This window comes from Bifidobacterium simiarum, assembly GCF_002802905.1.
GTDB lineage: Bacteria > Actinomycetota > Actinomycetes > Actinomycetales > Bifidobacteriaceae > Galliscardovia > Galliscardovia simiarum.
Genome location: NZ_PEBK01000003.1, coordinates 134,774 through 161,711 on the forward strand (window position 1 = coordinate 134,774; position 26,938 = coordinate 161,711).

Genomic DNA, 26,938 nt, shown 5'->3' on the forward strand with positions numbered 1-26,938 from the left:
AATGTTTCGAGTATGCTTCGGATGGCCGAACATGACGGCCCGGTCATGGCTGGCAGATCATGGCTGGCAGATCACGGCTGGCAGATCACGGCAGGCAGATCATGGCGTCGTCCGTCTACAGCGTGCGCACCGCGCGGATGGCCTGCGCCCGCGAGGCGAGCTGGTCGTCGGCCGGATACTGCACATGCTCGAGCGTCAGTCCCTTGGCGGCGGCCGGACCGGTCGAGCCCTCGCGCACCGGCTCGGCGATCTTGCCGGCGAACCAATCCACGGTCTTCCTGCCACGCCCCACCTGCAAGCACCCGTTGACCAGCGAGCGGACCATGTTGCGGGCGAAGGCGTCGGCGATGATGGTGAAGCAGACCAGTCCGGACTCGACATGCGGGGTGACGTACCGGCCGACTGTGTCCGATCCGCCCCCGGTCCCGGTTTCGCCGGTCTGGGTCTCACCAATCCCGGTCTCACCGATCCCGGTCCCGCCGATCCCGGTCCCGCCGATTTCCACGCCGGTGAGCGGCAGAGTCGGGATTCTGGTCCATCGGGCGAGCTTGACCTCGCGGATCGTGGTCCCGCCGGGGTTCGGCGTGGCGAACGATCCGAAGTCGTGCAGACCGATCGTATGGGCGGCGGCCGCGTTCATGGCCTCGATGTCGAGCGGATCGTCGATCGACACCACAAAACCACGGGTGCGGGGATCGACCGGCTGTCCCCCGTCGCTCACCCGGTACACGTACGTGCGTTCGAGGGCGGAAAAACGGGCGTCGAAGCCTTCGGGGGCCACACTGACCGCATGGATGGCGATGTCGTCGGGCACGACCCTGCGCAGACGGCGGCACAGCGCCTCGGGGGCCGGCACCTGCATGTGTCCGACGCAGCGTTCGAGGATCTTGGGATCAAGATCAAGATGGCACACCTGATGGAGCGCATGAACGCCGGTGTCCGTACGGCCCGCGACGGTGAGCCGGATCTCCCGGTCCGGTTCGCGGGTCAGGTGCAGGACCTTGCGCAGGGCGGACTCCACCTCCCCCTGCACGGTACGCAGTTGCGGCTGACGGGCCCAACCGTAGAATCCCGTGCCGTCATATCCCAGATCGATTCGTAGACGCATACCCACTACTCTGCCATATCCCGGCTATGGTCCATGACCGATGTCGTGACGATGTCATGGCCGACCGGATCCGGTGAAACCGGATTCTTGGCCAAAGCAAGCTTGAAGGGACCCAAAACACCGTCTTCGTGCTGGTTTTAACCAAAAACCGTCATCATGGTCCGGCCCGACCCATCCCGGATACGACAAGAGGTCCGGAGTCTTTCGACTCACGGACCTCTCAACGGTATTGAACCGGACGGTATCAAACCAGTTCACGAACGTGAACTACCGATTCACTCAGCCTTCTCCTCGGCGGCTTCGGCAGCCTCGGCGGGGGCCTCGGTGGCCTCCTCGACCTTGGTCTCCTCGACGGGAGCCTCTTCGGCCTTCTCGTCGGCGACCTTGGTGGCGGCCTCGGCTTCCTTCACCACGGCCTGCTTCGCGCTCACCGGCTCGGTGACGAGCTCGATGACGGCCATCGGGGCGTTGTCGCCGTGACGGGAGGCGATCTTGGTGATGCGGGTGTAGCCGCCCTCACGCTGCTCCATCAGCTCGGCGATCTGGGTGAACAGGGTGTGCACCACGGACTTGTTGCGGATGACGCGCATCACGCGACGGCGGGAGTGCAGATCACCGCGCTTGGCGAAGGTGATCAGGCGCTCGGCCAGCGGACGCAGGCGCTTGGCCTTCGGCAGGGTGGTGGTGATGCGGCCGTGCTCGAACAGGCTCGTCGCCATGTTGGCGAGCATCAGGCGCTCATGCGCGGGGCTGGAAGCCAGGCGCGGGCCCTTCTTCGGTGTAGGCATTGTATTTACTCCTTATGTCCCGTCGGGCAGGAGGGCAGTCGCCCAAACATCTGCGCCGACGGAGCGTTATGGTCAAAGGGAGACGTCCGTCTCCCGGAGACGATCACTCGTCTTCCGGAGAGAAGAACGTGCCTCCTTCGAGATTGATGGTATCGAGACCCAGCGGCGAGGCCTTGAGCGACAGACCGAGGGACTGCAGCTTCTCCTTGACTTCGTCGATGGACTTCATACCGAAATTGCGGATGTCGAGCAGGTCCTGCTCGGTGTGGGAGACCAGCTCGCCGATGGTGTGAATTCCTTCACGCTTGAGGCAGTTGTACGAACGCTGGGTCAGGTTCAGATCCTCGATCGGCACGGCCATCTCGGGGTTGGTTTCCTCCACAACCGGAACCGGGCCAACTTCGATGCCCTCGGCCTGATTGTTCAGCTCACGGCACAGACCGAAGAGCTCAACGAGGGTGGAGCCGGCGGACGCCACGGCGTCACGCGGGGAAATGGCCGGCTTGGTCTCCACGTCAAGGATGAGCCTGTCGAAGTCGGTACGCTGCTCGACACGAGTAGCCTCGACCTTGTAGCTCACCTTCAGCACCGGGGAGTAGATGGAATCCACCGGGATACGACCGATTTCGGAGGTATCCTGCTTGTTCATCTGGGCGGGGACGTAGCCGCGGCCACGCTCGACGGTGAACTCGATCTCCAGCTCGCCGTCCTCGGCAAGGGTGGCGATGTGCAGATCGGGGTTGGAAATGACGACACCGGCCGGAGGAGTGATGTCTCCCGCGGTGGCTTCGCCCTCTCCGCTCTTGCGCAGATACATGACGACAGGCTCGTCGTACTCGCTGGTAAGCACGATCCCCTTGATGTTCAGGAGGATTTCCGTCACATCTTCCTTCACGCCGGGCAGCGTGGTGAACTCGTGCAGGGCGCCGGAAATGCGGACGCTCGTCACTGCGGCTCCAGGGATGGAGCTCAGCAGCGTACGACGCAGCGAATTACCGAGAGTGTAGCCGAAGCCAGGCTCGAGCGGCTCGATGGTGAAGCGGGAACGCTGGGGGTTGAGAACTTCCTCAGACAGTGTCGGACGCTGTGCAATCAGCACTTTTGCTTATCCTTTCAGCTCAAATCGGCCGTGCACTCGCCGATTCTCGCGGGTTGGATTACTTGTTCGTCAGTCAGTGCTTCAGACGCGGCGACGCTTCGGGGGGCGAACGCCGTTGTGAGCCTGCGGGGTGACGTCGGAGATGGAACCGACCTCAAGGCCTGCGGACTGCAGGGAGCGGATGGCGGTTTCGCGACCGGAACCCGGGCCCTTGACGAACACGTCGACCTTCTTGACGCCGTGTTCCATGGCCTTGCGGGCGGCGGCTTCGGCGGCCATACCAGCGGCGTACGGCGTGGACTTACGGGAGCCCTTGAAGCCGACATCGCCACCGGAGGCCCAGGACACCACAGCGCCGGACGGGTCGGTGATCGAAATGATCGTGTTGTTGAAGGTGGACTTGATATGCGCCTGGCCCACCGGGATCGACTTGCGATCGCGGCGACGGGGCTTACGCGCGGCTTGCTTCGCAGCTGCCATTGATCCTCGTTTCCTAAATACGAATTATTGATTCCAGTGCCCGGACGATGAGTCATGCGACTCGTGGCCCGAGCTGCGGCCTGATGAGATCAGGCGGCCTTCTTCTTACCGGCAACCGTACGCTTCGGGCCCTTGCGGGTGCGGGCGTTGGTCTTGGTACGCTGGCCACGCACGGGCAGGTGCTTACGATGGCGGATGCCCTGGTAGCAGTTGATCTGGATCTTACGGCGGATGTCCGCATCCACCTCACGACGCAGATCGCCCTCGATCTTGTAATTACCCTCGAGGTAATCACGCAGCGTGATCAGCTGCTCATCAGAGAGATCCTTGACGCGGGTGTCCGGGTTGATACCGGTCGCTGCGAGCGTTTCCTTGGCACGAGTGCGACCCACACCGAAAATGTAGGTGAGGGCGATCTCGATGCGCTTCTCATTGGGGATGTCGACTCCGGCAAGACGTGCCATTGCGATTCCTTCTGTTCATCGGAGGTCTTACGCCAAATCGTCCGAGTTCACGGCCCAGGCCTCCGCACCTGGGGTTCAATGCCGTACGTGGTGATACGAACACTGTGATTCAGCGTCTGATTACTTTGCCGCTGGGGTCTGCTTTCAGCCCTGACGCTGCTTGTGGCGCGGGTTCTCGCAGATCACCATGACGCGGCCGTGACGACGGATCACGCGGCACTTGTCGCAGATCTTCTTCACACTGGGGCTGACCTTCATGGTTTTCCTTTTACTTGTAACGGTACGTAATTCGACCGCGGTTCAGATCGTACGGGCTCATCTCGAGCACGACGCGATCCTGAGGAAGAATGCGGATATAGTTCTTCCGCATCTTGCCGGAGATCGTCGCCAGAACGATGTGCTTGTTTTCGAGCTCAACACGGAACATCGCGTTCGGCAATGCTTCGATAACCTGACCTTCTACCTCAATCACACCGTCTTTTGCCATGAGTCCCTTATCCGTTCCTTGGCGTCAATTACTGAAAGATATGCCCGAAGACACACCAAATAGCTAATATAACAGAAAAGCACCGCTTCCACAACTATGGGAAGCAGTGCTTGATGTTCGGCGTGTCGCCGATTCGTCTCAGCCGATCGGTTTTGGTCGATCGGTTTCAGACGATTCGTCTCAGTCGATCGGCCGATCGGGGAAATCAGCGGGCGTCGAGGGCGCTGACGATGTTGGCCTGAATGGCGTCGATCTCGCCGACGCCGTCGATCTCGACCAGCAGACCACGCTGCTTGTAGGTGTCGAGCAGCGGGGCGGTCTCCTTGGCGTAGGTCTCCAGACGCTTGGCGATCGCCTCGGGGGTATCGTCGGAACGGCCTTCGATCTCGGCGCGCTTCTTCATACGCTCCATGAGCACGTCGTGATCGGCGTCGAGGGCCACCACGGCGTCGAGCGGGGTGCCCAGACGCTCCAGCATGGCGTCGAGGGCCACGACCTGCGAGGCGTTGCGCGGGTAGCCGTCGAGAATCCAGCCGTTCACCACGTCGTCCTTGGCCAGACGGTCCTCCACGATCTTGTTGGTCAGCTCGTCGGGAACCAGCTCGCCCTTGTCGATGTACTTCAGAGCTTCGAGACCGAGCTCGGTCTTGTTCTTGATGTTGAAGCGGAAGATGTCACCGGTGGAGATGGTGGGGATGTTGTAGTGCTCGGCCAGCTTCGCGGCCTGAGTGCCCTTGCCCACGCCCTGCGGGCCCATGATGAGAAGTCGCATATCACTTACTTTCTGTGTTGGTTTCGTCTTCGAGCAGGAAGCCCTCGTACTGGAACTGCTCGGTGCGGGCCTTGGCCTGACGCAGCGTGTCGAGGCCCACGCCCGCGATGATCAGGATCGTCGTGCCGCCGAACGGCAGCTTGGCGTTCAGCTGGAGCGCCATGATCAGCACGGTCGGGATCAGCGCCACGAACAGCAGGTACACCGCACCCACGGTGTTCAGGCGGTTGATCACGTACGTGAGGTAAGCACTGGTGGCGCGTCCGGCGCGGATGCCGGGGATGAAGCCGCCGTACTGCTTCATGTTGTCCGCGGTCTCGTCGGTGTTGAACGTGATCGACGTGTAGAAGAACACGAAGAACACGATCATCAGCGCGTACAGGCCGATGTACCACACGCTGGTGGTGTTCGCCAGGTTCGTGTTGATCCACTGCACCCAGGACTGGTCGGTCTTGCCGAACTGGGCGATCAGGGTCGGCACCGCGAGGATCGAGCTGGCGAAGATCGGCGGGATCACGCCCGACATGTTGATCTTCAGCGGCAGGTACGTGCTGGTGCCACCGTACATCTTGCGGCCGATCATACGTCGGGTGTACTGCACCGGGATGCGCCTCTGGGCGAGCTCGACGTACACGACGAACACGAGGATCACGACGAGCGTGCCCACGACGATGCCGAACTTGGTCCAGTCGCCGTCGGAGCCGTTGGTGCCCCAGCCGATCTCCCACAGCTGCGGGAGGAAGCCGGAGCAGATGGACATGAAGATCAAGATGGACATGCCGTTGCCGATGGCCTTGTCGGTGATGAGCTCGGCCATCCACATGATCAGGCCGGTGCCGCCGGTCATGATCAGGACCATGACGGTCAGGTTCCAGATCGAGCCGTCCGGAATGACCTGGCCGGAGCACGCGTAGTTGAACAGCGCGCCGGTGCGGGCGGTCACCAGGATCGTGGTGGACTGCAGGACCGCCAGGCCGATGGTCATGTAACGCGTGTACTGGGTGAGCTTGGCCTCGCCGGACTGGCCCTCCTTGTGCAGGGCCTCGAAGCGGGGGATCACCACGCGCAGCAGCTGCACGACGATGGAGGCCGTGATGTACGGCATGATGCCCAGGGCGAAGATCGACAGCTGGAGCAGTGCGCCACCGGAGAACAGGTTCACCAGACCGATGAAGTCCTCGTTGGTGGTGCCGGCCACGCAGTCCTGCACCACCTTGTAGTCCACCCCCGGGGTCGGGATGAACGAACCGATGCGGTAGATGATGATGATACCGAAGACGAAGAGGATCTTGTTCCTCAACTCCTTCGTGCGGAGAGCTTGAATTAGCGTTCTCACGTGTTCCTCCCTAAGGCGTGCCCCTCGCGGGCGACGCACAGGCAAACAGTGTACTCATACGCAATGACCCTCCCCGCTTACGTGGGGAGGGTCATTGCTATGGAAGCCTATTCTCCCGAGTGATTACTCCTCGGAGATGGAGCCTCCGGCAGCCTCGATCTTGGTCTTGGCGGAAGCCGAAGCCTTGACGCCCTTGAGGGTGAAGGCAACGGTGGTCTCGCCATCGCCCAGGACCTTGACCGGGAAGCCCTTGCGGACGGCACCCTTGGCCACGAGATCCTCGACGGTCACCTCGCCGCCCTGCGGGAAAAGCTCCGCAAGCGTGGCGATGTTGACGACCTGGAACTGCTTCTTGAACGGGCTCTTGAAGCCGCGCAGCTTCGGCAGGCGCATGTACAGCGGCAGCTGTCCGCCTTCGAAGCCCGGACGAACCTGGTAACGGGCCTTGGTGCCCTTGGTGCCACGGCCCGAGGTCTTACCCTTGGAGCCTTCACCACGGCCAACGCGGATGCGATCCTTGTTGGCGCCGGGGGCAGGACGCAGGTCGTGCATGCGCAGGATGGTGGCCTCTTCGTTGTTTTCAGCCATGATCAGTCTGCCTCCTCAACGGTCACCATGTGGTTGATCTTGGCGATCATGCCACGGTACACGGGGTTGTCCTCACGGATGACGCTCTGGCCGATCTTGCGCAGGCCGAGGGACTTGGCGGTCTCCTTCTGCGCTTCGGTCTTGCCAGCGAAACCGCGGATGAGCGTAACCTTCAGGTTTGCCATGCTCACTCACCGTCCTTCTGCTCAGCGGCCTTGGCTGCAGCGGCCTCTTCACGGGCCTTGCGGGCTTCGGCGATACCGGCGGCACGCTCACGAAGCAGGGCTTCGGGGGCGACCTCTTCGAGGGACAGGCCACGACGGGCCGCGACCTCTTCCGGCTCCTCGAGCTGCTTCAGCGCGTCGACGACGGCGTTCACCGTGTTGATGGCGTTGGAGGAGCCCATGGACTTGGAGAGGATGTCGGTCACACCGGCGCACTCGAGGACGGCGCGCACGGCACCACCGGCGATAACACCGGTACCGGGGGCGGCCGGGCGAAGCAGCACGGTGCCGGCGGCATCGTGACCGATCACCGGGTGGGTGATGGTGCCACGGACGCGCGGAACGGTGAACATGTGCTTCTTGGCATCCAGCTGGCCCTTGGCGATGGCCGCCGGGACCTCACGGGACTTGCCGTAGCCGACACCGACGGTGCCGTTGCCGTCACCGACGACGACCAGAGCGGCGAAGCTGAACGTACGGCCACCCTTGTGGGTCTTGGCCACACGGTTGATGGTGACCACGCGGTCCATCAGCTCGTCGCCGCGGTTCTCCTCGCGACGGTTGCGGCGCTCGCCACGACGACCCTCGCCACGACCGCCGCGGCGGCCCTTGCGCTCGTCGTTCTTGGTCTCGGCAGCGGCTTCGTTGTTCTGAGAATCTTCAGCCACTTGGGTTTCCTTCACTTCGTTGTCGCTCACAGTGCCAGACCTCCCTCTCGGGCGCCTTCAGCAACGGCTGCGACGCGACCATGGTACTTGTTGCCACCGCGGTCGAAGACTACGGCGGTGATGCCGGCAGCCTTGGCCTTCTCGGCCACAAGCTCGCCGACCTTGCGGGCGGCGTCGGTCTTGGTGCCTTCGAAACCGGCGAAATCGGCGCTCAGCGTGGAGGCGCTCACCAGGGTGATGCCCTTGGTGTCATCCACAACCTGGGCGACCATGTTGCGGTTGGAGCGGGTGATGACCAGACGCGGACGCTCGGGGGTGCCGATAACCTTCTTGCGCAGACGGGAGTGACGGCGCAGACGAGCGACCTTCTTGCCCTTACCGAAAATCTTGACGGTCATATTACTTACCAGCCTTTCCGGCCTTGCGCATGATGTGCTCATCGGCGTACTTCACGCCCTTGCCCTTGTAGGGTTCCGGAGCGCGCAGCTTGCGGATGTTAGCGGCAACCTGGCCAACGACCTGCTTGTCGGTGCCCTTGACGACGAGCTCGTTCGGGTTCACGACCTCGAACTCGATGCCTTCCGGCGGGTTCACGGTAATCGTGTGGGAGTAGCCCAGGAAGAACTCCAGGCCCTTGCCCTTGGCGACCACACGGTAACCGGTACCGACGATCTGCAGGCGCTTGGCGTAGCCTTCGTGCACACCCTTGACCATCGAAGCGATGATGGAGCGGCTCAGGCCATGCTTGGCGCGGGTGGGACGGAGGTCATCGGCCGGGGTGAGGACAATCTCGTTGTTCTCAACGGCGGCGGAGATGCCTTCGGGAATGGTGTACGAGTCGGAGCCCTTCGGACCCTTGGCGGAGAACGCCTGTCCGTCGATCGTGATCTCAACCCCAGCCGGGATGGCGACGGGGAGCTTACCAATATGCGATGCCATAAGTAATCAGCTCTCCTTTCTCACCACACGTAGGCGACGATCTCGCCGCCGATGCCTTCCTTGAGGCATTCCTTCTGGGTCATCAGTCCCGAGCTCGTCGAGATGATCGCGATACCAAGACCACCCAGCGGCATGGGCAGGGAGTCGGACTTGGCGTAGCGACGAAGGCCGGGCTTGGAAACGCGCTTGATGCCTTCGATGCTGCGCTCGCCGTTCGGGCCGTACTTGAGGGTGACCTCAAGGGTCTGGCCGACCTTGGCTTCCTTGGCGGTGAAATCGGCGATGTAGCCTTCACGCTTCAGGATGGCCGCAATGGCGGCCTTGAACTTGGAGTACGGCATATCCACGGTCTCGTGCTTAGCCGCGCTCGCGTTACGCAGACGCGTAAGCATGTCTGCGATGGGATCTGTCATTGTCATGTGGGCTTATGCCCTTCCTCGCCGTGGTTTCCGCCGCAGGACGACTAATCGTCGAGCAGCGGACCTTCGACGTCGATATTTACCAACTGGACTTCGTAACGCCGGGCAGCTCACCGCGGTGGGCCTTCTCACGAAGGCAGACGCGGCACAGACCGAACTTGCGATACACGGAATGGGGACGACCGCAGACCTGGCAACGCGTGTAGGCGCGCACCTTGAACTTAGGCTTGCCGGCCGCCTTGTTCTTCAGAGCGGTTTTTGCCATATCAGTTCTCCTTGAACGGGAAGCCAAGGTGCTTCAGCAGAACCTGAGCTTCCTTGTCGTCCTTGGTTGAAGTCACGACGGTGATGTCCATACCACGCTGGTGATCGACCTCATCGGGGTTGATCTCCAGGAACATCGTCTGTTCCGCCAGACCGAAGTTGTAGTTGCCGTTGCCGTCGAACTGGTTGCCGTTGATGCCGCGGAAATCGCGGATTCGCGGCAGGGCCAGGGTCAGCAGACGATCCAGGAACTCCCACATGCGATCGCCGCGCAGGGTGACGTAGGCACCGATGGCCTGGCCTTCGCGCAGGTGGAACTGGGCGACGGACTTCTTGGCCTTGGTGACCTTCGGCTTCTGGCCGGTGATCTTGGTCAGGTCGGAGACGGCACCTTCGATGAGCTTGGAGTCGCGAGCGGCGGCGCCGACACCCATGGAGACGACGACCTTCTCGACGCGAGCAACCTGCATGGGGTTGGAGTACTTGAACTCCTTCTCCAGCTCAGGGATGATGACGTCCTTGTACTGCTGCTTCAAGCGCGGGGTTGCCGGCGCTTCGATAGTGACATCGCTCATGCCAGCTCCTTTCCGGACTTCTTGGCAACGCGCACGCGCACCTTCTTCACCTTGCCGTCACGGGCCTCTTCCTTGACCACGACGCCGACGCGGGTCGGCTGCTTGGTTTCGGGATCGATGATCATCACATTGGAGCGATGGATCGGAGCCTCGACGGACACGATGCCGGCCTGCTGGCCCTGCTGGGTGGCGCGGACGTGCTTCTTGACAATCTGCACACCTTCGACGATCAGTCGGTCGTTCGGCAGGATCCGCAGAACCTTGCCTTCCTTGCCGCGATCCTTGCCGCGGATGACCTTGACTTCATCGCCGGTCTTGATCTTTGCTACCAACTCAGATCACCTCCGGTGCGAGGGACACGATCTTCATGAAGCGCTTGTCGCGCAGCTCACGACCGACCGGTCCGAAAATACGAGTGCCCTTGGGTTCGCGGCCGGAGCCGAGAATGACAGCGGCGTTCTCGTCGAACTTGATGTAGGAACCATCAGGACGGCGGGTTTCCTTCACGGTACGAACGACGACGGCCTTCACCACGTCGCTCTTCTTGACCGATCCGCCGGGAATGGCGTCCTTGACAGTGGCGACGATGACATCGCCAATGCCTGCATAACGGCGCTTCGAACCACCGAGCACGCGGATGGTCAAGAGCTCCTTGGCACCCGTGTTGTCGGCGACACGAAGTCGCGATTCCTGCTGAATCATTGATTCTCCTTAAGTCGAGCCGGTCCTCCCCCAACACCCCGCCGCCACGCGGGGCGACGGCAGGGTGTTGGGCGAGCCTTGCCGAACTTGTATTACTTGGCGCGCTCCACGATGGCGTCCAGACGCCAACGCTTCGTCTTGCTCAACGGTCGAGTCTCCATAATACTCACAAGATCGCCAACGTGGGCGTCGTTGTGTTCATCATGGGCCTTGACCTTGCTGGTGGTACGCACGACCTTGCCGTAGAGCGGGTGGGTCGAACGCTGCTCGATCTCGACCGTGATGGTCTTGTCCATCTTATCGGACACGACATAACCACGGCGAACCTTGCGGAAATTACGCTCTTCAGCCATGCTTACTTCTCCTCTTCTGCCGGAGCCTCGCTGATGCCGAGTTCACGCTCGCGCAGAACCGTGTACATGCGAGCGATGTCGCGCTTCACGGCCTTGATGCGAGAAGTGTTGTCGAGCTGACCGGTAGCGGCCTGGAAGCGCAGGTTGAACAGCTCTTCCTTGGAGGACTTGAGGGCCTCCTCGATTTCCGCGTTGGTCTTTGCGTTGAGGTTCTTAATGGTGTAATCAGCGGTACCGACTGCCATCAGTTGTCACCACCTTCACGGGCGATAATCCTGCACTTCATGGGGAGCTTGTCGATGGCGCGGCGCAGAGCCTCACGAGCGACATCCTCGGAAACACCACCGATTTCGAACATCACGCGGCCCGGACGCACGTTGGCGATCCAGAACTCCGGGGTGCCCTTACCGGAACCCATTCGGGCGCCGAGGGGGTGCTTGGTCAGCGGGCGATCGGGGAAGATCGTGATCCACACACGACCACCGCGCTTGATGTAACGGGTCATGGCGATACGAGCGGCCTCGATCTGGCGGTTGGTCACGTAAGCCGGAGCCAGCGCCTGGATGCCGAAATCGCCGAAGGCGATCTCGTTGCCGCCCTTGGACATGCCCTTACGGACGGGACGGTGCTGCTTGCGATATTTAGTCCTCTTCGGAATAAGCATCTGGTTTACTCCTTTGCTTCCGTGGCTGCCGGAGCGGCTGCCTCGGCCTTGGCCTCGGGGGCCTGAGCCTGGGCGGCCTTCTGGGCCTGAGCGTTGCGGGAACCACGGCGCGGGCGGCGATCGCCACGACGGCCACCGCGGGCACCCTGCTGCTGGGCCTGCTGCTCTTCGAATTCACGCTCGGTCATGTCGCCCTTGTAGATCCACACCTTCACACCGATGCGACCGTAGGTGGTCTTGGCCTCGAAGAAGCCGTAATCGATGAGGGCGCGCAGGGTCTGCAGCGGGACGCGGCCTTCGCGGTAGAACTCCGAACGGCTCATTTCGGCACCGCCGAGGCGGCCGGAGAGCTTGATTCGGATACCCTTGGCGCCGGCGCGCATGGCATCCTGCTGGGCCTTGCGCATGGCACGACGGAAGGTGACGCGGTTGGTCAGCTGCTCGGCGATGCCCTGAGCGACGAGCTGGGCATCGATGGCGGCGTTGCGAACCTCGAAGATGTTGAGCTGGACCTGCTTGCCAGTCAGCTTCTCGAGCTTGGCACGGACCTTGTCGGCCTCGGCGCCGCGGCGGCCGATGACGATGCCCGGACGGGCGGTGTGGATGTCCACACGCACGCGGTCGCGGGTACGCTCGATCACGATGCGGGAAACGCCCGCGCGCTCGAGATCGGCGTTCAGGGCCTTGCGGATCTTGTCATCTTCGAGAACGAAGTCGCTGTAGCGCTCTCCGGCCTTGTTGGAATCGGAGAACCAGCGGCTACGGTGCTGTTCGGTGACGCCAAGACGGTAGCCGAACGGGTTGATCTTCTGACCCATTATCGGGATCCTTCCTTATCGGCGACGATAACCGTAATGTGGCTGGTGCGCTTGTTGATGCGAGCGGCACGGCCCTGGGCGCGTGCACGGAATCGCTTCAGGGTGACGCCCTCGTCGACGAACGTCTCCTTCACGACCAGGTCGTTCTCGCGGAACGGCTCGTTGGCGCGATCGGCCTTCACACGAGCGTTGGCGATGGCGCTCTCCAGAACCTTGCGGACCGGAACGGCCGCGTCCTGGGGGGCGAACTTCAGAATGGTCACCGCTTCGGTCGCCTGCTTGCCTCGGATGAGGTCGACGACGCGGCGAGCCTTGCGCGGCGTCACGCGGACGTGACGAGCGATTGCTTTAGCTTCCATAACGTCTTTACTCTCCTCGCCTTTAGCGGCGTGCCTTCTTGTCGTCCTTCACATGACCCTTGAAGGTCTTCGTGGGGGCGAACTCACCGAGCTTGTGGCCAACCATGGCCTCGGTGACGAACACCGGGACATGCTTGCGACCATCGTGGACTGCGAACGTGTGTCCGATGAAATCAGGGGTGATCATCGAACGGCGGGACCACGTCTTGATGACGTTCTTGGTGCCCTTCTCGTTCTGCTCGTCGACCTTCTTCTGCAAGTGGGCGTCGACGAAGGGGCCCTTCTTGATGCTACGAGTCATCTCTTCGATACTCCCTTACTTGCGGTTCTTACCGGACGGACGACGACGAACAATCATCTTGTTCGAGGCCTTCTTCGGGCGACGAGTACGAACCTCGCCCTTGCCCCACGGCGACACCGGCGGCTTACCACCGCGAGTACGACCACCATGCGGGTGATCGACCGGGTTCATGGACTCACCACGGGTGACCGGGCGCTTGCCCATCCAGCGGGCACGACCGGCCTTGCCGAGCTCGATGTTGGCGTGCTCGGAGTTGCCGACCTCGCCGACGGTAGCGCGGCAGCGGGCATCCACGTTGCGGATTTCACCGGACGGCATACGCAGCTGGGCGTAGGCACCGTCCTTGGCGACGAGCTGCACGGCGGCACCGGCGGAGCGGGCGATCTTGGCGCCACCCAGCGGGCGGAGCTCGATGGCGTGCACCACGGTACCGGTCGGGATGTTGCGCAGCGGCAGGTTGTTGCCGGGCTTGATGTCAGCCTTGGCGCCGGTCTCGATGACGTCGCCCTGCTTCACGCCCTCGGGGGCGATGATGTAGCGCTTCTCGCCATCGGCGTAGTGCAGCAGCGCGATGCGGGCGGAGCGGTTCGGGTCGTACTCGATGTGAGCGACCTTGGCCGGCACGCCGTCCTTGTCCCAGCGCTTGAAGTCGATGAGACGGTACTGGCGCTTGTGGCCGCCGCCGCGGTGACGGCTGGTCATACGGCCGTAGGAGTTACGACCGCCGGTCTTGCTGAGCTTGCGAACCAGCGACTTCTCAGGCGTCGAACGCGTGATCTCGGAGAAGTCCGAAACCGAAGCGTTGCGGCGACCGGCAGTCGTCGGCTTGTATGTACGGATAGCCATAATTTAGTTCCTAACTTTCTCGGCTAGCCTTCAGTTACCAAAGATGTCGATGGTCTGGCCCTCGGCGACGGTCACGATGGCGCGCTTTTCGTTCACGCGGCGGCCGTAACCGGTGCGGGTGCGCTGACGCTTGCCGGCGCGGTTGAGGGTGTTGACGTTCGTCACCTTGACATTGAAGATCTCTTCGATGGCCTGCTTGATCTGCACCTTGTTCGCGGTGGGAGCCACCACGAAGGTGTACTGACCCATATCGGAGTTGGCGTAGCTCTTCTCGGAGACGACAGGCTTGAGGATGATGTCGTGTGCGGGCTTGTGAATTGCTGCCATGTGAATCAGGCCTCCTTCTCAGCCTTGGCGGTCTTCGCGTTCACGAAGGCCTCGAAGCCTTCCTTGGTGAAGACGAGGTCCTCGGCGGTCACCACATCGTAGGTGTTGAGCTGATCGGCGAAGATGGGGTGCACGGTCGGCAGGTTGCGAACGGAGAGCCACTCGTTGATGTTCTCGCGGGAGAACACGATGGTGGCGAAGCGGTTCTGGGCGACGGCATCCAGCACGACCTTGGCGGCCTTGGTGGACGGGGTCTCGCCGATGCCGAAGTCCACGACGTGCACGCGACCGGCGTTGGCGCGATCGGAGAGCACGTAGCGCAGGGCGGCGGCCTTCATCTTCTTGGGGGTGCGCTGCGAGTAGTCGCGCGGCTGCGGGCCGTGGGCGATGGCGCCGTGAGCCCACTGCGGGGCGCGGATGGAGCCCTGACGAGCGCGACCGGTGCCCTTCTGCTTCCACGGCTTCTTGCCGCCGCCGGAGATCTTGGCGCGGTTCTTGGTGGCGTGGGTACCCTGACGGGCAGCGGCCAGCTGGGCGATGACGACCTGGTGGACCAGCGGAACGTGGTTCTGCACTTCCTCGGCGGAAATGCCGAACAGCTCCTCAGGAGCTTCGACGGCGCCGGCGGCCTGACCCTGGGCGTCCGTGACATTCAGAGAAATAGCCATGATTTATCAGGCTCCCTTCACTGCGGAACGGACCAGAACGATGGCGCCCTTGGGGCCGGGGATGGCACCCTTGATGGCGATGACGCCGTTCTCGACGTCCGAGGAAACAACGGTGAGGTTCAGCGTGGTGCTGGTGACATGACCCATGCGGCCAGCCATGCGCTTGCCCTTGAGGATGCGGCTCGGAGTCGCGCAGGCGCCGACCGAACCGGGACGACGCTCGTTCTTGTGCGAGCCGTGAGTACGACGGTAGGACTTGAAGCCCCAACGCTTGATGGTACCGGCGAAGCCCTTACCCTTGGTGGTGCCGGTGACGTCGACCTGAGCGCCTTCGGCGAAGAGCTCGGCGGTCAGTTCCTGACCGGGCTCGAAGCTTTCGGCTTCCTCGGTACGGATCTCGACGAGGTGACGACGCGGGGTCACACCGGCCTTGGCGAAGTGGCCGGCGAGCGGCTTGGTCACCTTGGTCGGGTCGATCTGGCCGTAGCCGATCTGCACGGCCTTGTAGCCGTCGGTCTCCTCCGTCTTCACGGCGGTCACCACGTTGGTGGAAACATCGACCAGCGTGACGGGAACGAAGAGGCCGTTCTCGTCCCACACCTGAGTCATGCCGATCTTCTTGCCCAGAAGAGCGCTCTTGATGTTGTTGCTCATGACGGTTCCCTCCTCCCTTACAGCTTGATCTCGATGTTCACGTCCGCCGGCAGATCGAGACGCATCAGAGAGTCGACTGCCTTCGGAGTCGGGTCAACGATGTCGATGAGACGCTTGTGGGTGCGCATCTCGAAGTGCTCGCGGGAATCCTTGTACTTGTGAGGAGAACGGATAACGACAAACACGTTCTTCTCGGTCGGCAGAGGAACCGGGCCAACTACGGTTGCGCCCGCGTTCGTGACCGTCTCGACGATTTTCTTCGCCGACTGGTCAATGACCTCGTGGTCATAGGACTTAAGCCTGATGCGGATTTTCTGTCCCGCCATTGCCGTCCGCCCTTTCTTGCGAATTTCTTGACTATTACCAGCCTGCTTCGTTGTAGGGGCACGTCAGGGCATGACGAACCGCGGGATTCCTCCCGCAGGCGGTCCAACCACATCAGTGCGCGGCCATGCAACAATCCGTCGGGCGGATTGAAGTGCCGCGCTCGCTTTTGAGTAAACAATTTTGCGAGCCCAAAACAGGCAACTTGATTATTTAAGCACAGGGTATGCCCCTAGGAAAACCCGGGCGTGTCGCAAACGTCCGGGCTCTGGGACGGGCCGTCTGGCCCCGGTGCCGATGGACCGAGCTCTGGGACGGGCCGGTCAGGGCACCCGGCTCAGCGATGGAACCGGGCCTAGCGGTGGAACCGAGCCTAGCGGTGGAACCGGCCTAGCGATGGAACCTAGTGCGCAGGATCCGCATGGTCTTCGGCAGCATGACGGTGAATCCGGTCAGGCCGATGATCCACATCGGGTACTGGATCAGCACGGCCACGCGCATCACATGGTCGGTGTACAGGCTCGGGTCGGTGGCACCCTGCGCGTCGAGCATCATGCCCACGCCAAGGAAGATGATGGCCGAGGAGAGGAATCCGCCGGTGTTGGCGAAGCCCGTGGCCGCGCCGAGGTTCTCGGACCGGTTCGTATCGCGGGCGAAGTCGAACGCGATGTTCGAGGCCGGGCCGCCACTCGACATGGCCAGAAGCAGGAGCACCATGAACCATGTGGGATGCGGGCCGGGGGTGAGCAGGAGGATCGTCCAGCACAGGGCCTGCGATCCCACCGTCGCGTACACGATGGCCGCGCGGCCGTGGATCGGGTGCAGGCCGGCGATACGGCCCATCGACAGCGCCCACACCACGTTGATGACCATGCCGATGGCCAGATACGCGCTCGCCTGCTCGCGCGAGTAGCCCTCCACGGCCAGCAGGAACGGGAATCCCCACAATTGGTTCATCATGTTGATGGAGAACCAGGTGGTGGCATGGACCCAGAACCCGCAGAACGTGCCCGGCGTCTTCAGCACGGCCTTCAGTCCCTGCATCGCCGCAGCGAAACCGCCGTGGGCATGACCGGGACGGCCGGGATGATCGGAGCCGGTCTGGGGGCGACGGAGTCCGGGCCGGCGCACGCGCTGTCCGGGATGGTCACGCACGCTCATGACCACGCAGGCCGAGATCATCACGCCGATTGCCGTAAGGGAGAGGAAGGCGGTCTGCCAGTTGGTCAGTTTGAGCAGCCAGACGAACGGATAGATCGAGATGATCTGACCGAGGCCGCCGAGCATCGAGGTGATCTGGTTCATCAGGGGCACGCGCTGGAACGGGAACCATGCGGAGACCAGACGGATCACGGAGATGAAGATCAGCGCGTCGCCCATGCCGACGATGCCGCGGCCGATCACGGCCATGGACGTGGCCGGTGCCACGGCCATGAGTCCCTGACCCAGCGACATCAGGATGCCGCCGGCTGCGATCAGGCGGCGGGCGCCGAACCGGTCGAGCAGCACGCCGCCGGGGATCTGCATAATCGCGTAGACGAACAGCTGCAGGTACAGGAACATGGACAGCGCCGTGCTGGTGGTGCCGAAATGGTGGGCCGCCTCGATGCCCGTGGCCGACAGGGATGAACGGCAGGTGACGGCGAAGATGTAGCCGGCCATGGCCACGCCCCAGACCACGTAGGCCTTGGCGCCGCCTTTGGCGGGGATACCGTCTCCGGCCGGGACATCATCTTCGACCTGGGCGGCGTCCCGGCCCGTGACTGCGGATACGACGTTGTTCTTCTCGCTCATTCGCCCATGGTACCGCCGTTCGCTCAGTCGTCGTCGGATTGTTCCGGCATCCCCAATGCCATCTCCGCGATGATCTCAGCCTCCGTCTTCGGCTCGGCGCGCAGCTGCCGCTGACGCTCGTCGGCGACGGACACGTAGTACAGCGCCGCGTCGATGGCGTCCAGCGGAATGCCCTCGAGCCGTGAGAGCAGCAGCCGGTACATGTCGAGCTGGGCGAGCTTGCGGCGAACGTCCGGTGCGGTCCGGGGACGGGCGCCGGTCTTCCAGTCGATGACCGTCAGCCGCTTGGTCTCGTCGTGCGGGTCGATTCCTCCCTCGAACACGGCGTCGAGCTTGCCGTTGACGATCAGTCCGCCGATGTCGGCGACGATGGGACGCTCGACGGCCACGACCCGTCGGCCGGCCCACGGCGAGGAGGCCAGACGACGGCGCCAGCGCAGCATCTCGAGTGGCAGCCCGTCCGGATTCGGCTCGATAGTTTTCGACTCGGCGGTATTTGTCTCGTCGGTGCCTGTCCCGTCAGTGCCTGTCCCGGCGGCACTTGTCTCGGCCGCGTCCAGTTCGTCGATCATGGCCTGACGCGTCTCGGCGAGCGCGCCGCCGTCATTCTCGCCGTCGATGTCCTGCGGCAGCAGGAATCGCGCCGCCCAATCGTGGAAGAGGGTGCCCGCCTGCGCGTTCGGGGAGGCGACCCGGGGAATCGGCCGTACGATGCCGCTCCAGTACGTCAGCGCCTCGTGGTCGTCCATCATCCCGGCCCTCGCCTGAATGGCGGTGACGTTCTGCCGGCTCCCCGCAAGGATGCGCTCCCCCTTGTTCCGCAGGGCGTCGAGCGCGGCGGCATCCGTCTCGTCATCGGCGCCGAATCCGTCGGATCGCATTGCCGTCATCTGCCGGGCATAGTCCAGCAGACCGCCGGACGCCGGCGTGTTGCCGTCCTCTCCTTGTGCCGTCATATGTCGCCGCGCCTCGGTCACCGCACGGGCACTGGCCCGCAGGGTCTCGACGGTGCGCCGCCCCAGCGGGGACGGCCACGGCAGGTCATCGGCATGCATATCGTCGCCGAGCGCGGGATCGGTCAGCTGGCCGCTGACCACGGCGTTCTCATAGTCCTGCGCGTGATCGCCGATGAAGAATCCGGCGACGGCATCCTTGCGGGCCCGGTCGACCTCGTTCATGTCGATGCCGGTCGGCTCCCGAACCGCTTCGGGACGGGCCACGAACGCCTCGTGCATCTCCATCCAGAAGTTCGAGGCCTTGGCTTCCGCATCCAGCGGCTTGGCATCGGGAGCGGGCACCGCGGACTCGTCGCCGGTGGCGCTGAAGGTCAGCAACGCGGCCTTGCGGGCCCGTGTGAGCGCCACGTAGGCCAGACGGCGCTCATCGGCGTGCAGCCGGCGGCCGTATTCCTCCCGTTGGCTGAGATACATTCCGGAGCCTCCCTCCGCGGACGACGAATCCGTCTCCCCCATGAGGGCCTCGAAGCCTTCAAGGCCTTCGAAGCCGAAGACCTCCCGCTGGAGACGCTCCAGCGAATCGATCTCATCCAGATCGAAGGCGTCGGCATCCGCGACCGCGCCGGCCGTCTTGTCCGCGTCGACGTCCATGTCGTGGGGGAATCTCGGCAGGATGCCGGCATCCGCACGCACGGGCACGGGCACCGCCGTGGGGTCCTCAAGCCAGACGTGGGCGCTTTCCCGGTACTGCGGCGGCGTCCAGACGCCGTCCCGCACGCCTCCGGGCTGGTCCGGATCGGGTTTGACCGACAGATAGTCGCCCTGACTGCTGGGGAACGCCCGCTGCTTCATGCCGACGATGGCGACGGCATCCCATTCGAGGCCCTTGGACTGGTGGATGGACATCAGCGTGACGTCGACATGCTCGTCGATGTGGGCCGCGGCGGTTTCGGGCACCGTGCCCAGCGCATCCACCCATGCCATGAACCCGCGCAGCGACGGTGACGACGTCTCGGGAATCTCCTGCATGTAGGAGGCTGTCAGATCGAGAATCGCCTGCATCGGGGACTGCGAGACCGTGGGAGAGTCCTCGACTCCCCCGCTGGCAATGGCCTGGGCCACCACGGTGTCGATGTCAAGGTCCAGCGCCTCCACAGCGCAGCGGATGACGTCGGGCAGCGGACGATGCATGGCCCGTTCCACGTCGCGCAGCACGGAGGCGGCCCTGAGGATCAGCCGTCGGCCCCGCTCGGAGAACGACCGGGTGAGCTTCACGGCGAGATCGTCACCCAGCAGCACGTCGGCAAGGAACACGCCGTTGGGGATCCGGTCACGATGCTCGGCGACGAGCCCCGACCATCGTTCCCGGGGCATGTTCGCCGGCACGACGCCAGCTTCGGCCAGCGCCCGGTATCGGTATTCGAGATTGGCCCGTTCGGCGAGACCGGCGAGCGCGGTCAGGTCGTCGGAACCGAGGCCGAACCGCGGCGTGGCCAGCAGCCGCATCAGCGAGGCCGAATCGGTGTGATCGGATACGGCATGCAGCAGCGCCAGCAGGTCGCGCACCTGCGGTTGTTCCAGCAGGGCGGAGTATCCGACCACCTCGCAGGTCAGCCCGGAGGCCTCCAACGCCGCCCGATACCTGGGCATAGGGATCTTGGAACGGAAGAGCACGGCCACATGGGGGCCGGAGTCGCGGGCGGACCGGGCGGCCTCTCCCCGGCCGTTCCCTTCCGTTTCGGCGTCAATCTGCGCGATGACCTGATGGGCGAAGCGCACGACGGCGTCGATCTCCTGCCCGAGATTCGTGAATCCCAACACGCCCAGGGTGCCGAGGTCGGCGTCGGGCAGGCAGGTGAGCGCAGGCACGTCGACTTCCCGCATCAGCGAGCTTCCCGGCCGTTTCGGCGCCTGCCTCAGCGGGATCGTCAGATCGTTGGCCGCTTCGAGTACCAGTCGGGAGTTGCGTCTGGTCAGGGAGAGCGGTCGGGGTTTCGCGGACGCTCCTCCGGTAGCGTCCATGCCGAAATCCCGTTGGAACATGCGGAACGCGCCGGGGCTGGCGCCTCGCCATGCGTAGATCGACTGGAACGGGTCGCCCACCGCGTTCACCGCCGACGTCGGGCCGGACGCCGGTCCCCTCTCGCCGTCGACGTGGAACAGCGCGGCCAGCAACGAGGCCTGTGTGGTGGAGGTGTCCTGATATTCGTCGAGGAACACATGCGAGTACCGGCGTCGGTATTCCGCGCCGATCGAGGGGAATCGGCGGACGAGCTGGTAGGCGGCGATGGTGAAGTCGCTGAATTCCGCCATGTTCTCACGGCGCTTGGCCTCTTGGAATTCCTCGGCCAGGGTGAGCAGGATCTCCCGACGGCGCACCACGCCGAGCAGGGTGTTCGCGTTGAAGACCATGAGCTGCCGGCAGTTGCGCTCGTAGTCGGCGAGCTTGGCGGCCCAGTCCTCGTCGGTGTCCTTCTTGCGCCGGGTGGGGTACTTGGTCTTCGGCGCTTGATCGGGAACCTCGCGGTCTCCGATCAAGGTCACGAGACGGCGTTCGAAGGCGGAGTCCCAGCGACGGATGCGGGTCACGGCGTCGTGGAACGACATGCAGTCCCCGCCGATCATGGAGCTGGCGATGGCTGAGCTCAGCGTCAGCATACGGTCCACGACGGTGGAGAAGGCGCCCATGTCTTCGCCGGAGGCGTCGGAGCCACTTCCAGCGGCCGGTCCGCCAGCGGAGCTCCCGGTTCCGTCCGATGTCCCTGCCCCGTCTGATGCTCCGGCACCGCCGAACAGCAGGTCCATGTGCCGGCCGATCACGTCGCTGGCCAGCTGGTAGGCGCCGGCGGCGCTGAGCGGCTGCGTGTTCTGGTCCATGCCCACCAGAAGGCCGTACTGCCGGACGATGGACTGGAAGAACGCGTCGTAGGTGAAGATCTCCGGTTTGAGGAACGCCCGATCGGGATCCCCTCCCGCCGCGCTGGCTCCCGACGTCGTTGATCCCAGCACGGCGGCCGAGACGCGGGAGAGCAGTTCCGAGGCCGCCTTGCGGGTGAAGGTGAGGCCCAGAATCCGTTCCGCGGGCACGCCCTGTTCGATCAGCGCGATGATCCTCCGGGTCATGGTGAAGGTTTTGCCGGAGCCGGCTCCGGCGACCACCAGCACGTTGTCGTCGACGGGAGCGTCGATCACCGCCGCCTGTTCCTCGGTGGGTACGAATATCATGCGTTCACCTCCATAACCGATCGCACTTCGCCGGCGCAGGCCGGGCAGCAGTGCCGCATACGGCAGAATTTGACGTGTTCGGGATCCGGATGCGCCAGCAGGGTCTCGGAGCGCAGCGCCCCGGCCGCATACAGCACGCGGGCGATCATCGTCAGCGACCACATGGTCTGGCCTCCCCTCTCGCCCAGGAACCGCTCCCATGCCTTCTCCCCGATGACTTCGGGACGTTCCTCCGGCAACGGCGGCTCCTCGAACAGCCTCGACAGCTCCTTGACCTTGTATCTCGGGTGGAACGGCTCGTCGGTGATCCGGCCTCCGGAGAACAGCGCGGGCTGATAGCTGCCTTCCGGCGCGGAATAGTGCGAGGGATCGGGCCGAGAGGCCACGAAGAACAGCCCCGACTGCGCGACCGGCGTCATCGTGGCCCTGCCGCCGTCGACAGCCACGACGCCGCCATCGGGTCCGTTGACCCGCCCATTGGCCGGTCCGCCCGACTGACCACCCGCATGGTAGCGCAGGCCCATCTGGTAGCACACCAGCTGAAGATCGCTGAATCCCTGCAGGGCGGTGCGTTCCCGGCCCGTCTTGTAGTCGACCAGACGGATGATCCTGCCATGTTCCGTTTCGCGGATCTCCTCGCGGTCGATGCGGCCGGTCAGCCGGATCGTGAGATCCGGGCTCATGCCGTCGGGCCATCCGCCCACCAGCAGGCCCATCAGCGCGTACAACTCGCCGGCTTCGACCGGCTCCCGCCCCGGAATGGCGTTGTAGTCACGCAGGATGTCTTCGAAGCCGAATCTCGCGAGGAACGGCAGCTCGCACCTCGCCGCGATGAGCCGGCCCACGTCCACGGATGCCGAGGGGAACCGTGCGTAGCCGCGCTCGTTGCTGTGGACAAAGTACCGTGCGATGTTGCGCAGGGCCTCCTGCGCCGATTCGTCCTTGCGGCTGGCCGCATACCGGTCGGGCACACCGGGCACGCCGGACGGATCGATGCGCAGCTCCTGATAGATCTCCATCATGCGCGCGGTGATGAGCTCCACGCGGATCTCGGCGGGCTGGTCGGCCTGATATTCGGGCAGGTCGAGGCCTTCCTCGCTGGCCCGTCGCGCCACTTCGTGGATGATGGTGCCGAATCCGGAGACCACGCTGGAGGATCGCGGCCCGGCGAACCGGTTTTCCATCATCCAGCACACCGGGCACGCCCAGATGCCGTCCACCGCGGACGGCGACAGGATCACGGTGGTCGAGGTCACGGGTTCGGGGTTGGCCACGACCGCTCCACCGGGGACGGCCGGTTCCGTCGTGGGCTCGATGTCGTCAACGTCGGGTTCGCCGTCGTCGTACAGGAACGGCCAGTTCCGCGGATCGGCCTCGGTCTGCCCGCGGTCGGCGAGATAGGCCAGGGTCTCGGCGGCGTCCCGCATCGCATCCTCGGAGATCATGGTGTCCTTGGAGATCACAGTGCCCTTGGAGATCACAGTGCCCTTGGAAATCACAGTGCCCTCTCCGTTCGCCGGCGACTCGTCGATTCGCTGCGACTCGCCGGCGGCAAGCGTGCGCCGCGCCGCGGTGACGAGACCGCGCATGCTGAGTTCCAGTCCCGAGTACTCACCGCTCTGGCCGACTTCGGCGTAGTCCGCCGACTCATAGGAGAACCGTTCGGGCAGGAATCCGTACAGGAAGTCGGACGGCGTGTGATCGTCGTCGAGCACGGCACTGAGATACACGCTGCGCGCGGCCCGCGTCAACGCCACCAGTAGACCCTTCTTTTCGGCGGCGAGCACCGGCATGACCGTGGAGAAACGGCGGTCCCCGACCGTCGGGCTCGTGCCGGCGCCGTCGAGGCGGCCGCGCAGCATGACGTCCGCCAGTGATTCGGCGCCGAACATCGTATTGCGTGCGGCCAGATTGGGCCATACCCCCTGTTGCATGGCGGGCAGCCAGACCCGCTTCCAACTGCGCCCGGCCGCGCCGGCGGGCGTGGTGAGGCTGACCGCATCCTCGACCGGTCCGACGTGCGCCAGCGAATCCGCTTCGATCTGCAGGGCCCTCACCCGGGACATGAAATCGCGGATGCCGTGCTCGACGGAGCCTCTGGCACGAGAGCCATCCTTCCCCTCGGCACCAATGGTTGCCGAGCCGCCGGCCCCTTCCGCGAACTGGAACAGCCGCATGGCGGCGTCAAGACGGTCGTTGGCCTCGCGGCCCTCCTCGCCGTCGATCAGGGCCATGCGCTGCCATCGTGCGGCCACGTCGCACGCCTGCCATGCCGTCCACAGCACATACTGGGGTCCCGCGGCCGTGCCCGACGAGATCGCCGGCAGCGCATGGATCTCGTCGGCGATGGCCTGCACCGCCTGCCAGAGCCGTTCGAAGGATCGCGCATCGGGATCCCGCCAATCGCCGTGGGAGCCGCACACGGACTGCACGGCATCCAGCACGAGATCGGCACGTTCGCCGCCCAATGACAGCAACAGGTACAGCGACTCCACGTCGAGGGCCGGCGTGGCTTCGGGAGCCGGTGCGCCCGAGACGCCGCCGACCAGCGAATCATCGATGGTCAGGCCATTCGCCCCGGCGTCCATGTCATGCGCCTTGGCCTCGGCCGATCGCCACTGCCGGTAGACGTCATCCCATGCAGCGACCAAGGCCGAAAGGCCCTTCGCCCCGGTATCCGCCGATTGCTGGACGGCCGGCTCGGACGAATCGGCCGACGTATCGGCCGCGTTCTCCCTGACCGCCTGTTCCCCGGCCGCGCTCTCCCCGGTCACCTGTGCCAGAGATTCCAATGCCTGCAATGCGGCACCCACCGAGGAGACCCGCACCGGACGCCCGTCATGGCGGTCGGTCGCCCCCACCGTGAACAGCGGCGAGCGCAGTGCCGTCAGCGCGCAGGATCGGACCTTCGCAGCCGCGCCACGCGGATCCGACCGCCATCCCGCGATGCCTTCCCGCCGCATGAGGGCCAGTTCGATCAGCGCGAACAGTCCCCGGACGAACGGCTCATCCTTCAGCGGCCGGGTCACCGAGGAATAGCGCACCGGCACTCCTTCGCGACGCAGCCGTTCGCCGAACACCCGCACCGTGGCGTTGTCGTGGGCGATCAGCGCCAGATCGTTCCACCGGTCCCCATCGACGATGCGGGCCCGCTTGATGCGCCACACCACGTCGTCCATCTCCTCGGCCGCACTGCGGTACAGGGCGCTGCCGACCGTGCCGTCGCGCAGTCTCGGATCGGTTTCGCTCAGAGGGACGATGGGTGCGGCACCCGGCATCATCGGCAGTTTGCCGGGCCGCTGCGGCAATGGCGTGGGATCATCCTCGACCGAGGAAATGCCCAGCGACACCCGGGCCGAAAGCAGCCCGAGGTACGTATCCTCCCGCACGCATGCCTCACTCGCCTCGCCGGTCTCTTGGCCATCCTCGTGACCTTCCGGTGTGGGGACGAGCGTGACGACCATGCCGCCGAGCCGTCCCAGATCCCGATCGTTCACCGATTCGGACGGCCCAGCCGATTCTGGCGACACCACCGATTCAGGCGTCTGCGATGCCGGCGCCGTGGGAATCCTAAGGAACAGGAATTCGGGGTAGGAACCGCGGAACGCCTGCACGGCCTCGTCGGGATTGCCGGTCATGACCAGCACGCATTCCCGGGAGGCGAGCCGCTGGAGGAACGCCATGCCGGCAAGCGTCATATCCTGCGCGTCATCGACGATCACGGCCCTCGGCAGCTCGTCGTCGGACAGGGCATCGACCGACCGGGAGCCTTCTACCAGCAGTCGTGAGGAGTCCAGACGGAACTCGTCGGGATAGGCCCGGCCGATGGCCTCGATGTATTCCGCGCGCAGGGCGAAGGCCAGCCTCCATTGGGCCGCCAGACGCTCGACCCGCTCCCCCGACCGACCGGCGTCCCCGGCGTCGGCCAGAGCCCCGATGATCGCATCCTCCTTGCCGCGGGAGGCGCCGAGCTCGTTCATCCTCGCCAGCATGTCACGCAGCTGGGAGACGAATTCCGCGCTGATGCCACGAATGAGCACGGCCTCGCTGGTCGCGCCGGCGCCCGCCCCGCCCGGATTCGCGATCGCATCCGACTCAGCAGGCCCATCCGACTCAACGGTCGCCATCGCCGAGGGGGCCACCACCAGTCGGGCCCAGTCCGGTTCGGCGAAGTACCGCATGAGCAGATGACAGGTGTCGCACTGGTCGCCGGCCCGCACATGATCGACGTGCACGGCCAGCACCGACCGCAGCAGCGCGTCCTGTTCCGCACCATTGAGCAGTTTCGGCATCGGACGGCCGGCATGGGACCGTTCCAGGGCGATCATGCGGAACGCGAGCGCCGACAGCGTGGTCACCGGTCTGGCCTGCGAGGTCGCGCCAAGATCGGCGATCACCCGACGGTTCAGCGCATCGGCCCGCAGTCGGTCGGAAACGACCATCACCGATCGCTCGTCGCCGAATCCGTCGATCGCCTCGCGCAGCGCCCTCAACGCAAAGGTGGTCTTGCCACATCGGGGCGCACCCACCGCCAGCAGCGTACGGGTCGGCCTGGCCTCGTCATCGAGCGGTTCGCCGTCGAATAGGCGGCGAACGAGTCGTATGGCGTCATCCGTGGTGATTCGTGGTCCTGTCATGTCATCAGCCTAAATCCGGTCCGAAGAAACAGGGAGATATCTCCCTGTTTTTCCGCCGCCCGGCGTTTCGCGAACCATCATGCCCCGGATACCCCATAC

At 64.3% G+C, this 26,938-nt stretch carries 33 protein-coding genes; all 33 read right to left on the reverse strand.

Going from position 1 to position 26,938, the window contains the following annotated elements; genetic code table 11:
* Positions 1-115: 115 nt before the first annotated feature.
* The 33 genes from CSQ87_RS03970 to CSQ87_RS04130 all read right to left on the reverse strand — a co-directional run bounded on the left by CSQ87_RS03970 (position 116) and on the right by CSQ87_RS04130 (position 26,839).
* Positions 116-1,108, reverse strand: a complete 993-nt coding sequence (locus CSQ87_RS03970) for a tRNA pseudouridine synthase A (RefSeq protein WP_100512592.1) — start codon at positions 1,106-1,108, stop codon at positions 116-118.
* Positions 1,109-1,383: 275 nt separating this feature from the next.
* On the reverse strand, positions 1,384-1,896 hold the full coding sequence (gene rplQ / locus CSQ87_RS03975) for a 50S ribosomal protein L17 (protein WP_100512593.1): 513 nt from the start codon (positions 1,894-1,896) through the stop codon (positions 1,384-1,386).
* Between the two features lie 103 nt (positions 1,897-1,999).
* A complete protein-coding gene (locus CSQ87_RS03980) occupies positions 2,000-2,995 on the reverse strand; it encodes a DNA-directed RNA polymerase subunit alpha (protein WP_100512594.1) in 996 nt (331 codons plus the stop codon).
* Between the two features lie 81 nt (positions 2,996-3,076).
* On the reverse strand, positions 3,077-3,475 hold the full coding sequence (rpsK, locus tag CSQ87_RS03985) for a 30S ribosomal protein S11 (RefSeq protein ID WP_100512595.1): 399 nt from the start codon (positions 3,473-3,475) through the stop codon (positions 3,077-3,079).
* Between the two features lie 89 nt (positions 3,476-3,564).
* On the reverse strand, positions 3,565-3,939 hold the full coding sequence (gene rpsM, locus CSQ87_RS03990) for a 30S ribosomal protein S13 (RefSeq protein ID WP_100512596.1): 375 nt from the start codon (positions 3,937-3,939) through the stop codon (positions 3,565-3,567).
* 144 nt (positions 3,940-4,083) lie between these two features.
* Entirely contained in the window at positions 4,084-4,197 is a 114-nt protein-coding gene (gene rpmJ / locus CSQ87_RS03995; protein ID WP_093959598.1) for a 50S ribosomal protein L36, read from the reverse strand.
* Between the two features lie 10 nt (positions 4,198-4,207).
* Positions 4,208-4,426: a translation initiation factor IF-1 gene (infA, locus tag CSQ87_RS04000; RefSeq protein ID WP_100510731.1), complete on the reverse strand. Its 219-nt coding sequence runs from the start codon at positions 4,424-4,426 to the stop codon at positions 4,208-4,210.
* 205 nt (positions 4,427-4,631) lie between these two features.
* Complete coding sequence (locus CSQ87_RS04005; protein WP_100512597.1) at positions 4,632-5,198, reverse strand: adenylate kinase; 567 nt, start codon at positions 5,196-5,198, stop codon at positions 4,632-4,634.
* Position 5,199: 1 nt separating this feature from the next.
* Positions 5,200-6,534, reverse strand: a complete 1,335-nt coding sequence (secY, locus tag CSQ87_RS04010) for a preprotein translocase subunit SecY (RefSeq protein ID WP_100512598.1) — start codon at positions 6,532-6,534, stop codon at positions 5,200-5,202.
* Positions 6,535-6,657: 123 nt separating this feature from the next.
* The gene (gene rplO, locus CSQ87_RS04015; RefSeq protein ID WP_100512599.1) at positions 6,658-7,122 is read right to left on the reverse strand and encodes a 50S ribosomal protein L15; all 465 of its coding nucleotides are present in this window, start codon (positions 7,120-7,122) and stop codon (positions 6,658-6,660) included.
* Between the two features lie 2 nt (positions 7,123-7,124).
* On the reverse strand, positions 7,125-7,307 hold the full coding sequence (gene rpmD, locus CSQ87_RS04020; RefSeq protein ID WP_100512600.1) for a 50S ribosomal protein L30: 183 nt from the start codon (positions 7,305-7,307) through the stop codon (positions 7,125-7,127).
* A 2-nt stretch (positions 7,308-7,309) separates the two neighbouring features.
* Positions 7,310-8,044 carry a 30S ribosomal protein S5 gene (gene rpsE / locus CSQ87_RS04025; protein WP_100512601.1) on the reverse strand — a complete coding sequence of 245 codons (735 nt, stop codon included), beginning with the start codon at positions 8,042-8,044 and terminating at the stop codon, positions 7,310-7,312.
* Complete coding sequence (gene rplR / locus CSQ87_RS04030; RefSeq protein WP_100512602.1) at positions 8,041-8,412, reverse strand: 50S ribosomal protein L18; 372 nt, start codon at positions 8,410-8,412, stop codon at positions 8,041-8,043. The genes rpsE and rplR overlap by 4 nt, the downstream gene beginning before the upstream one ends.
* A gap of 1 nt (position 8,413) precedes the next feature.
* Positions 8,414-8,953, reverse strand: a complete 540-nt coding sequence (gene rplF / locus CSQ87_RS04035) for a 50S ribosomal protein L6 (RefSeq protein WP_100512603.1) — start codon at positions 8,951-8,953, stop codon at positions 8,414-8,416.
* 20 nt (positions 8,954-8,973) lie between these two features.
* Complete coding sequence (gene rpsH, locus CSQ87_RS04040; RefSeq protein WP_100512604.1) at positions 8,974-9,372, reverse strand: 30S ribosomal protein S8; 399 nt, start codon at positions 9,370-9,372, stop codon at positions 8,974-8,976.
* A gap of 79 nt (positions 9,373-9,451) precedes the next feature.
* A complete protein-coding gene (locus tag CSQ87_RS04045; RefSeq protein ID WP_033493929.1) occupies positions 9,452-9,637 on the reverse strand; it encodes a type Z 30S ribosomal protein S14 in 186 nt (61 codons plus the stop codon).
* A 1-nt stretch (position 9,638) separates the two neighbouring features.
* Positions 9,639-10,211: a 50S ribosomal protein L5 gene (rplE, locus tag CSQ87_RS04050; RefSeq protein WP_100512605.1), complete on the reverse strand. Its 573-nt coding sequence runs from the start codon at positions 10,209-10,211 to the stop codon at positions 9,639-9,641.
* Complete coding sequence (gene rplX / locus CSQ87_RS04055; protein WP_100512606.1) at positions 10,208-10,543, reverse strand: 50S ribosomal protein L24; 336 nt, start codon at positions 10,541-10,543, stop codon at positions 10,208-10,210. The genes rplE and rplX overlap by 4 nt, the downstream gene beginning before the upstream one ends.
* 1 nt (position 10,544) lies before the next feature.
* Positions 10,545-10,913, reverse strand: a complete 369-nt coding sequence (gene rplN / locus CSQ87_RS04060; protein ID WP_100512607.1) for a 50S ribosomal protein L14 — start codon at positions 10,911-10,913, stop codon at positions 10,545-10,547.
* A 92-nt stretch (positions 10,914-11,005) separates the two neighbouring features.
* A complete protein-coding gene (gene rpsQ / locus CSQ87_RS04065) occupies positions 11,006-11,266 on the reverse strand; it encodes a 30S ribosomal protein S17 (protein ID WP_100512608.1) in 261 nt (86 codons plus the stop codon).
* Positions 11,267-11,268: 2 nt separating this feature from the next.
* Positions 11,269-11,511, reverse strand: a complete 243-nt coding sequence (gene rpmC, locus CSQ87_RS04070; protein ID WP_100512609.1) for a 50S ribosomal protein L29 — start codon at positions 11,509-11,511, stop codon at positions 11,269-11,271.
* Positions 11,511-11,930 carry a 50S ribosomal protein L16 gene (rplP, locus tag CSQ87_RS04075; protein WP_100512610.1) on the reverse strand — a complete coding sequence of 140 codons (420 nt, stop codon included), beginning with the start codon at positions 11,928-11,930 and terminating at the stop codon, positions 11,511-11,513. The genes rpmC and rplP overlap by 1 nt, the downstream gene beginning before the upstream one ends.
* A 5-nt stretch (positions 11,931-11,935) precedes the next feature.
* A complete protein-coding gene (gene rpsC, locus CSQ87_RS04080) occupies positions 11,936-12,748 on the reverse strand; it encodes a 30S ribosomal protein S3 (RefSeq protein ID WP_100512611.1) in 813 nt (270 codons plus the stop codon).
* Positions 12,748-13,107 carry a 50S ribosomal protein L22 gene (rplV, locus tag CSQ87_RS04085; protein ID WP_100512612.1) on the reverse strand — a complete coding sequence of 120 codons (360 nt, stop codon included), beginning with the start codon at positions 13,105-13,107 and terminating at the stop codon, positions 12,748-12,750. The genes rpsC and rplV overlap by 1 nt, the downstream gene beginning before the upstream one ends.
* A 22-nt stretch (positions 13,108-13,129) precedes the next feature.
* Entirely contained in the window at positions 13,130-13,408 is a 279-nt protein-coding gene (gene rpsS, locus CSQ87_RS04090) for a 30S ribosomal protein S19 (RefSeq protein WP_003814508.1), read from the reverse strand.
* Between the two features lie 15 nt (positions 13,409-13,423).
* Positions 13,424-14,254 carry a 50S ribosomal protein L2 gene (gene rplB, locus CSQ87_RS04095; RefSeq protein WP_100512613.1) on the reverse strand — a complete coding sequence of 277 codons (831 nt, stop codon included), beginning with the start codon at positions 14,252-14,254 and terminating at the stop codon, positions 13,424-13,426.
* 30 nt (positions 14,255-14,284) lie between these two features.
* The gene (gene rplW / locus CSQ87_RS04100; RefSeq protein ID WP_100512614.1) at positions 14,285-14,581 is read right to left on the reverse strand and encodes a 50S ribosomal protein L23; all 297 of its coding nucleotides are present in this window, start codon (positions 14,579-14,581) and stop codon (positions 14,285-14,287) included.
* A gap of 5 nt (positions 14,582-14,586) precedes the next feature.
* Positions 14,587-15,249 carry a 50S ribosomal protein L4 gene (rplD, locus tag CSQ87_RS04105; RefSeq protein ID WP_423734771.1) on the reverse strand — a complete coding sequence of 221 codons (663 nt, stop codon included), beginning with the start codon at positions 15,247-15,249 and terminating at the stop codon, positions 14,587-14,589.
* A gap of 6 nt (positions 15,250-15,255) precedes the next feature.
* Positions 15,256-15,903, reverse strand: a complete 648-nt coding sequence (gene rplC, locus CSQ87_RS04110; RefSeq protein WP_100512616.1) for a 50S ribosomal protein L3 — start codon at positions 15,901-15,903, stop codon at positions 15,256-15,258.
* Positions 15,904-15,920: 17 nt separating this feature from the next.
* Complete coding sequence (rpsJ, locus tag CSQ87_RS04115) at positions 15,921-16,229, reverse strand: 30S ribosomal protein S10 (RefSeq protein WP_006288664.1); 309 nt, start codon at positions 16,227-16,229, stop codon at positions 15,921-15,923.
* Positions 16,230-16,617: 388 nt separating this feature from the next.
* Positions 16,618-18,021: an MFS transporter gene (locus CSQ87_RS04120; protein ID WP_100512617.1), complete on the reverse strand. Its 1,404-nt coding sequence runs from the start codon at positions 18,019-18,021 to the stop codon at positions 16,618-16,620.
* Positions 18,022-18,044: 23 nt separating this feature from the next.
* A complete protein-coding gene (locus CSQ87_RS04125) occupies positions 18,045-22,202 on the reverse strand; it encodes an ATP-dependent DNA helicase (RefSeq protein WP_100512618.1) in 4,158 nt (1,385 codons plus the stop codon).
* On the reverse strand, positions 22,199-26,839 hold the full coding sequence (locus tag CSQ87_RS04130) for a PD-(D/E)XK nuclease family protein (protein WP_100512619.1): 4,641 nt from the start codon (positions 26,837-26,839) through the stop codon (positions 22,199-22,201). The genes CSQ87_RS04125 and CSQ87_RS04130 overlap by 4 nt, the downstream gene beginning before the upstream one ends.
* Positions 26,840-26,938: the final 99 nt, after the last annotated feature.

Bases quoted from the DNA above. Each gene is read 5' to 3' on its own strand.
- CSQ87_RS03970 (WP_100512592.1), bottom strand. From the start codon at position 1,108: ATGCGTCTACGAATCGATCTGGGATATGACGGCACGGGATTCTACGGT.
- rplQ (WP_100512593.1), bottom strand. From the start codon at position 1,896: ATGCCTACACCGAAGAAGGGCCCGCGCCTGGCTTCCAGCCCCGCGCAT.
- rpsK (WP_100512595.1), bottom strand. From the start codon at position 3,475: ATGGCAGCTGCGAAGCAAGCCGCGCGTAAGCCCCGTCGCCGCGATCGC.
- rpsM (WP_100512596.1), bottom strand. From the start codon at position 3,939: ATGGCACGTCTTGCCGGAGTCGACATCCCCAATGAGAAGCGCATCGAG.
- rpmJ (WP_093959598.1), bottom strand. From the start codon at position 4,197: ATGAAGGTCAGCCCCAGTGTGAAGAAGATCTGCGACAAGTGCCGCGTG.
- infA (WP_100510731.1), bottom strand. From the start codon at position 4,426: ATGGCAAAAGACGGTGTGATTGAGGTAGAAGGTCAGGTTATCGAAGCA.
- CSQ87_RS04005 (WP_100512597.1), bottom strand. From the start codon at position 5,198: ATGCGACTTCTCATCATGGGCCCGCAGGGCGTGGGCAAGGGCACTCAG.
- rplO (WP_100512599.1), bottom strand. From the start codon at position 7,122: ATGGCTGAAAACAACGAAGAGGCCACCATCCTGCGCATGCACGACCTG.
- rpmD (WP_100512600.1), bottom strand. From the start codon at position 7,307: ATGGCAAACCTGAAGGTTACGCTCATCCGCGGTTTCGCTGGCAAGACC.
- rplR (WP_100512602.1), bottom strand. From the start codon at position 8,412: ATGACCGTCAAGATTTTCGGTAAGGGCAAGAAGGTCGCTCGTCTGCGC.
- rplF (WP_100512603.1), bottom strand. From the start codon at position 8,953: ATGGCATCGCATATTGGTAAGCTCCCCGTCGCCATCCCGGCTGGGGTT.
- rpsH (WP_100512604.1), bottom strand. From the start codon at position 9,372: ATGACAATGACAGATCCCATCGCAGACATGCTTACGCGTCTGCGTAAC.
- CSQ87_RS04045 (WP_033493929.1), bottom strand. From the start codon at position 9,637: ATGGCAAAAACCGCTCTGAAGAACAAGGCGGCCGGCAAGCCTAAGTTC.
- rplE (WP_100512605.1), bottom strand. From the start codon at position 10,211: ATGAGCGATGTCACTATCGAAGCGCCGGCAACCCCGCGCTTGAAGCAG.
- rplN (WP_100512607.1), bottom strand. From the start codon at position 10,913: ATGATTCAGCAGGAATCGCGACTTCGTGTCGCCGACAACACGGGTGCC.
- rpsQ (WP_100512608.1), bottom strand. From the start codon at position 11,266: ATGGCTGAAGAGCGTAATTTCCGCAAGGTTCGCCGTGGTTATGTCGTG.
- rpmC (WP_100512609.1), bottom strand. From the start codon at position 11,511: ATGGCAGTCGGTACCGCTGATTACACCATTAAGAACCTCAACGCAAAG.
- rplP (WP_100512610.1), bottom strand. From the start codon at position 11,930: ATGCTTATTCCGAAGAGGACTAAATATCGCAAGCAGCACCGTCCCGTC.
- rpsC (WP_100512611.1), bottom strand. From the start codon at position 12,748: ATGGGTCAGAAGATCAACCCGTTCGGCTACCGTCTTGGCGTCACCGAA.
- rplV (WP_100512612.1), bottom strand. From the start codon at position 13,107: ATGGAAGCTAAAGCAATCGCTCGTCACGTCCGCGTGACGCCGCGCAAG.
- rpsS (WP_003814508.1), bottom strand. From the start codon at position 13,408: ATGACTCGTAGCATCAAGAAGGGCCCCTTCGTCGACGCCCACTTGCAG.
- rplB (WP_100512613.1), bottom strand. From the start codon at position 14,254: ATGGCTATCCGTACATACAAGCCGACGACTGCCGGTCGCCGCAACGCT.
- rplW (WP_100512614.1), bottom strand. From the start codon at position 14,581: ATGGCAGCAATTCACAAGCCCGCACACGACATCATCCTCAAGCCTGTC.
- rplD (WP_423734771.1), bottom strand. From the start codon at position 15,249: ATGGCTATTTCTCTGAATGTCACGGACGCCCAGGGTCAGGCCGCCGGC.
- rplC (WP_100512616.1), bottom strand. From the start codon at position 15,903: ATGAGCAACAACATCAAGAGCGCTCTTCTGGGCAAGAAGATCGGCATG.
- rpsJ (WP_006288664.1), bottom strand. From the start codon at position 16,229: ATGGCGGGACAGAAAATCCGCATCAGGCTTAAGTCCTATGACCACGAG.
- CSQ87_RS04120 (WP_100512617.1), bottom strand. From the start codon at position 18,021: ATGAGCGAGAAGAACAACGTCGTATCCGCAGTCACGGGCCGGGACGCC.
- CSQ87_RS04125 (WP_100512618.1), bottom strand. From the start codon at position 22,202: ATGATATTCGTACCCACCGAGGAACAGGCGGCGGTGATCGACGCTCCC.
- CSQ87_RS04130 (WP_100512619.1), bottom strand. From the start codon at position 26,839: ATGACAGGACCACGAATCACCACGGATGACGCCATACGACTCGTTCGC.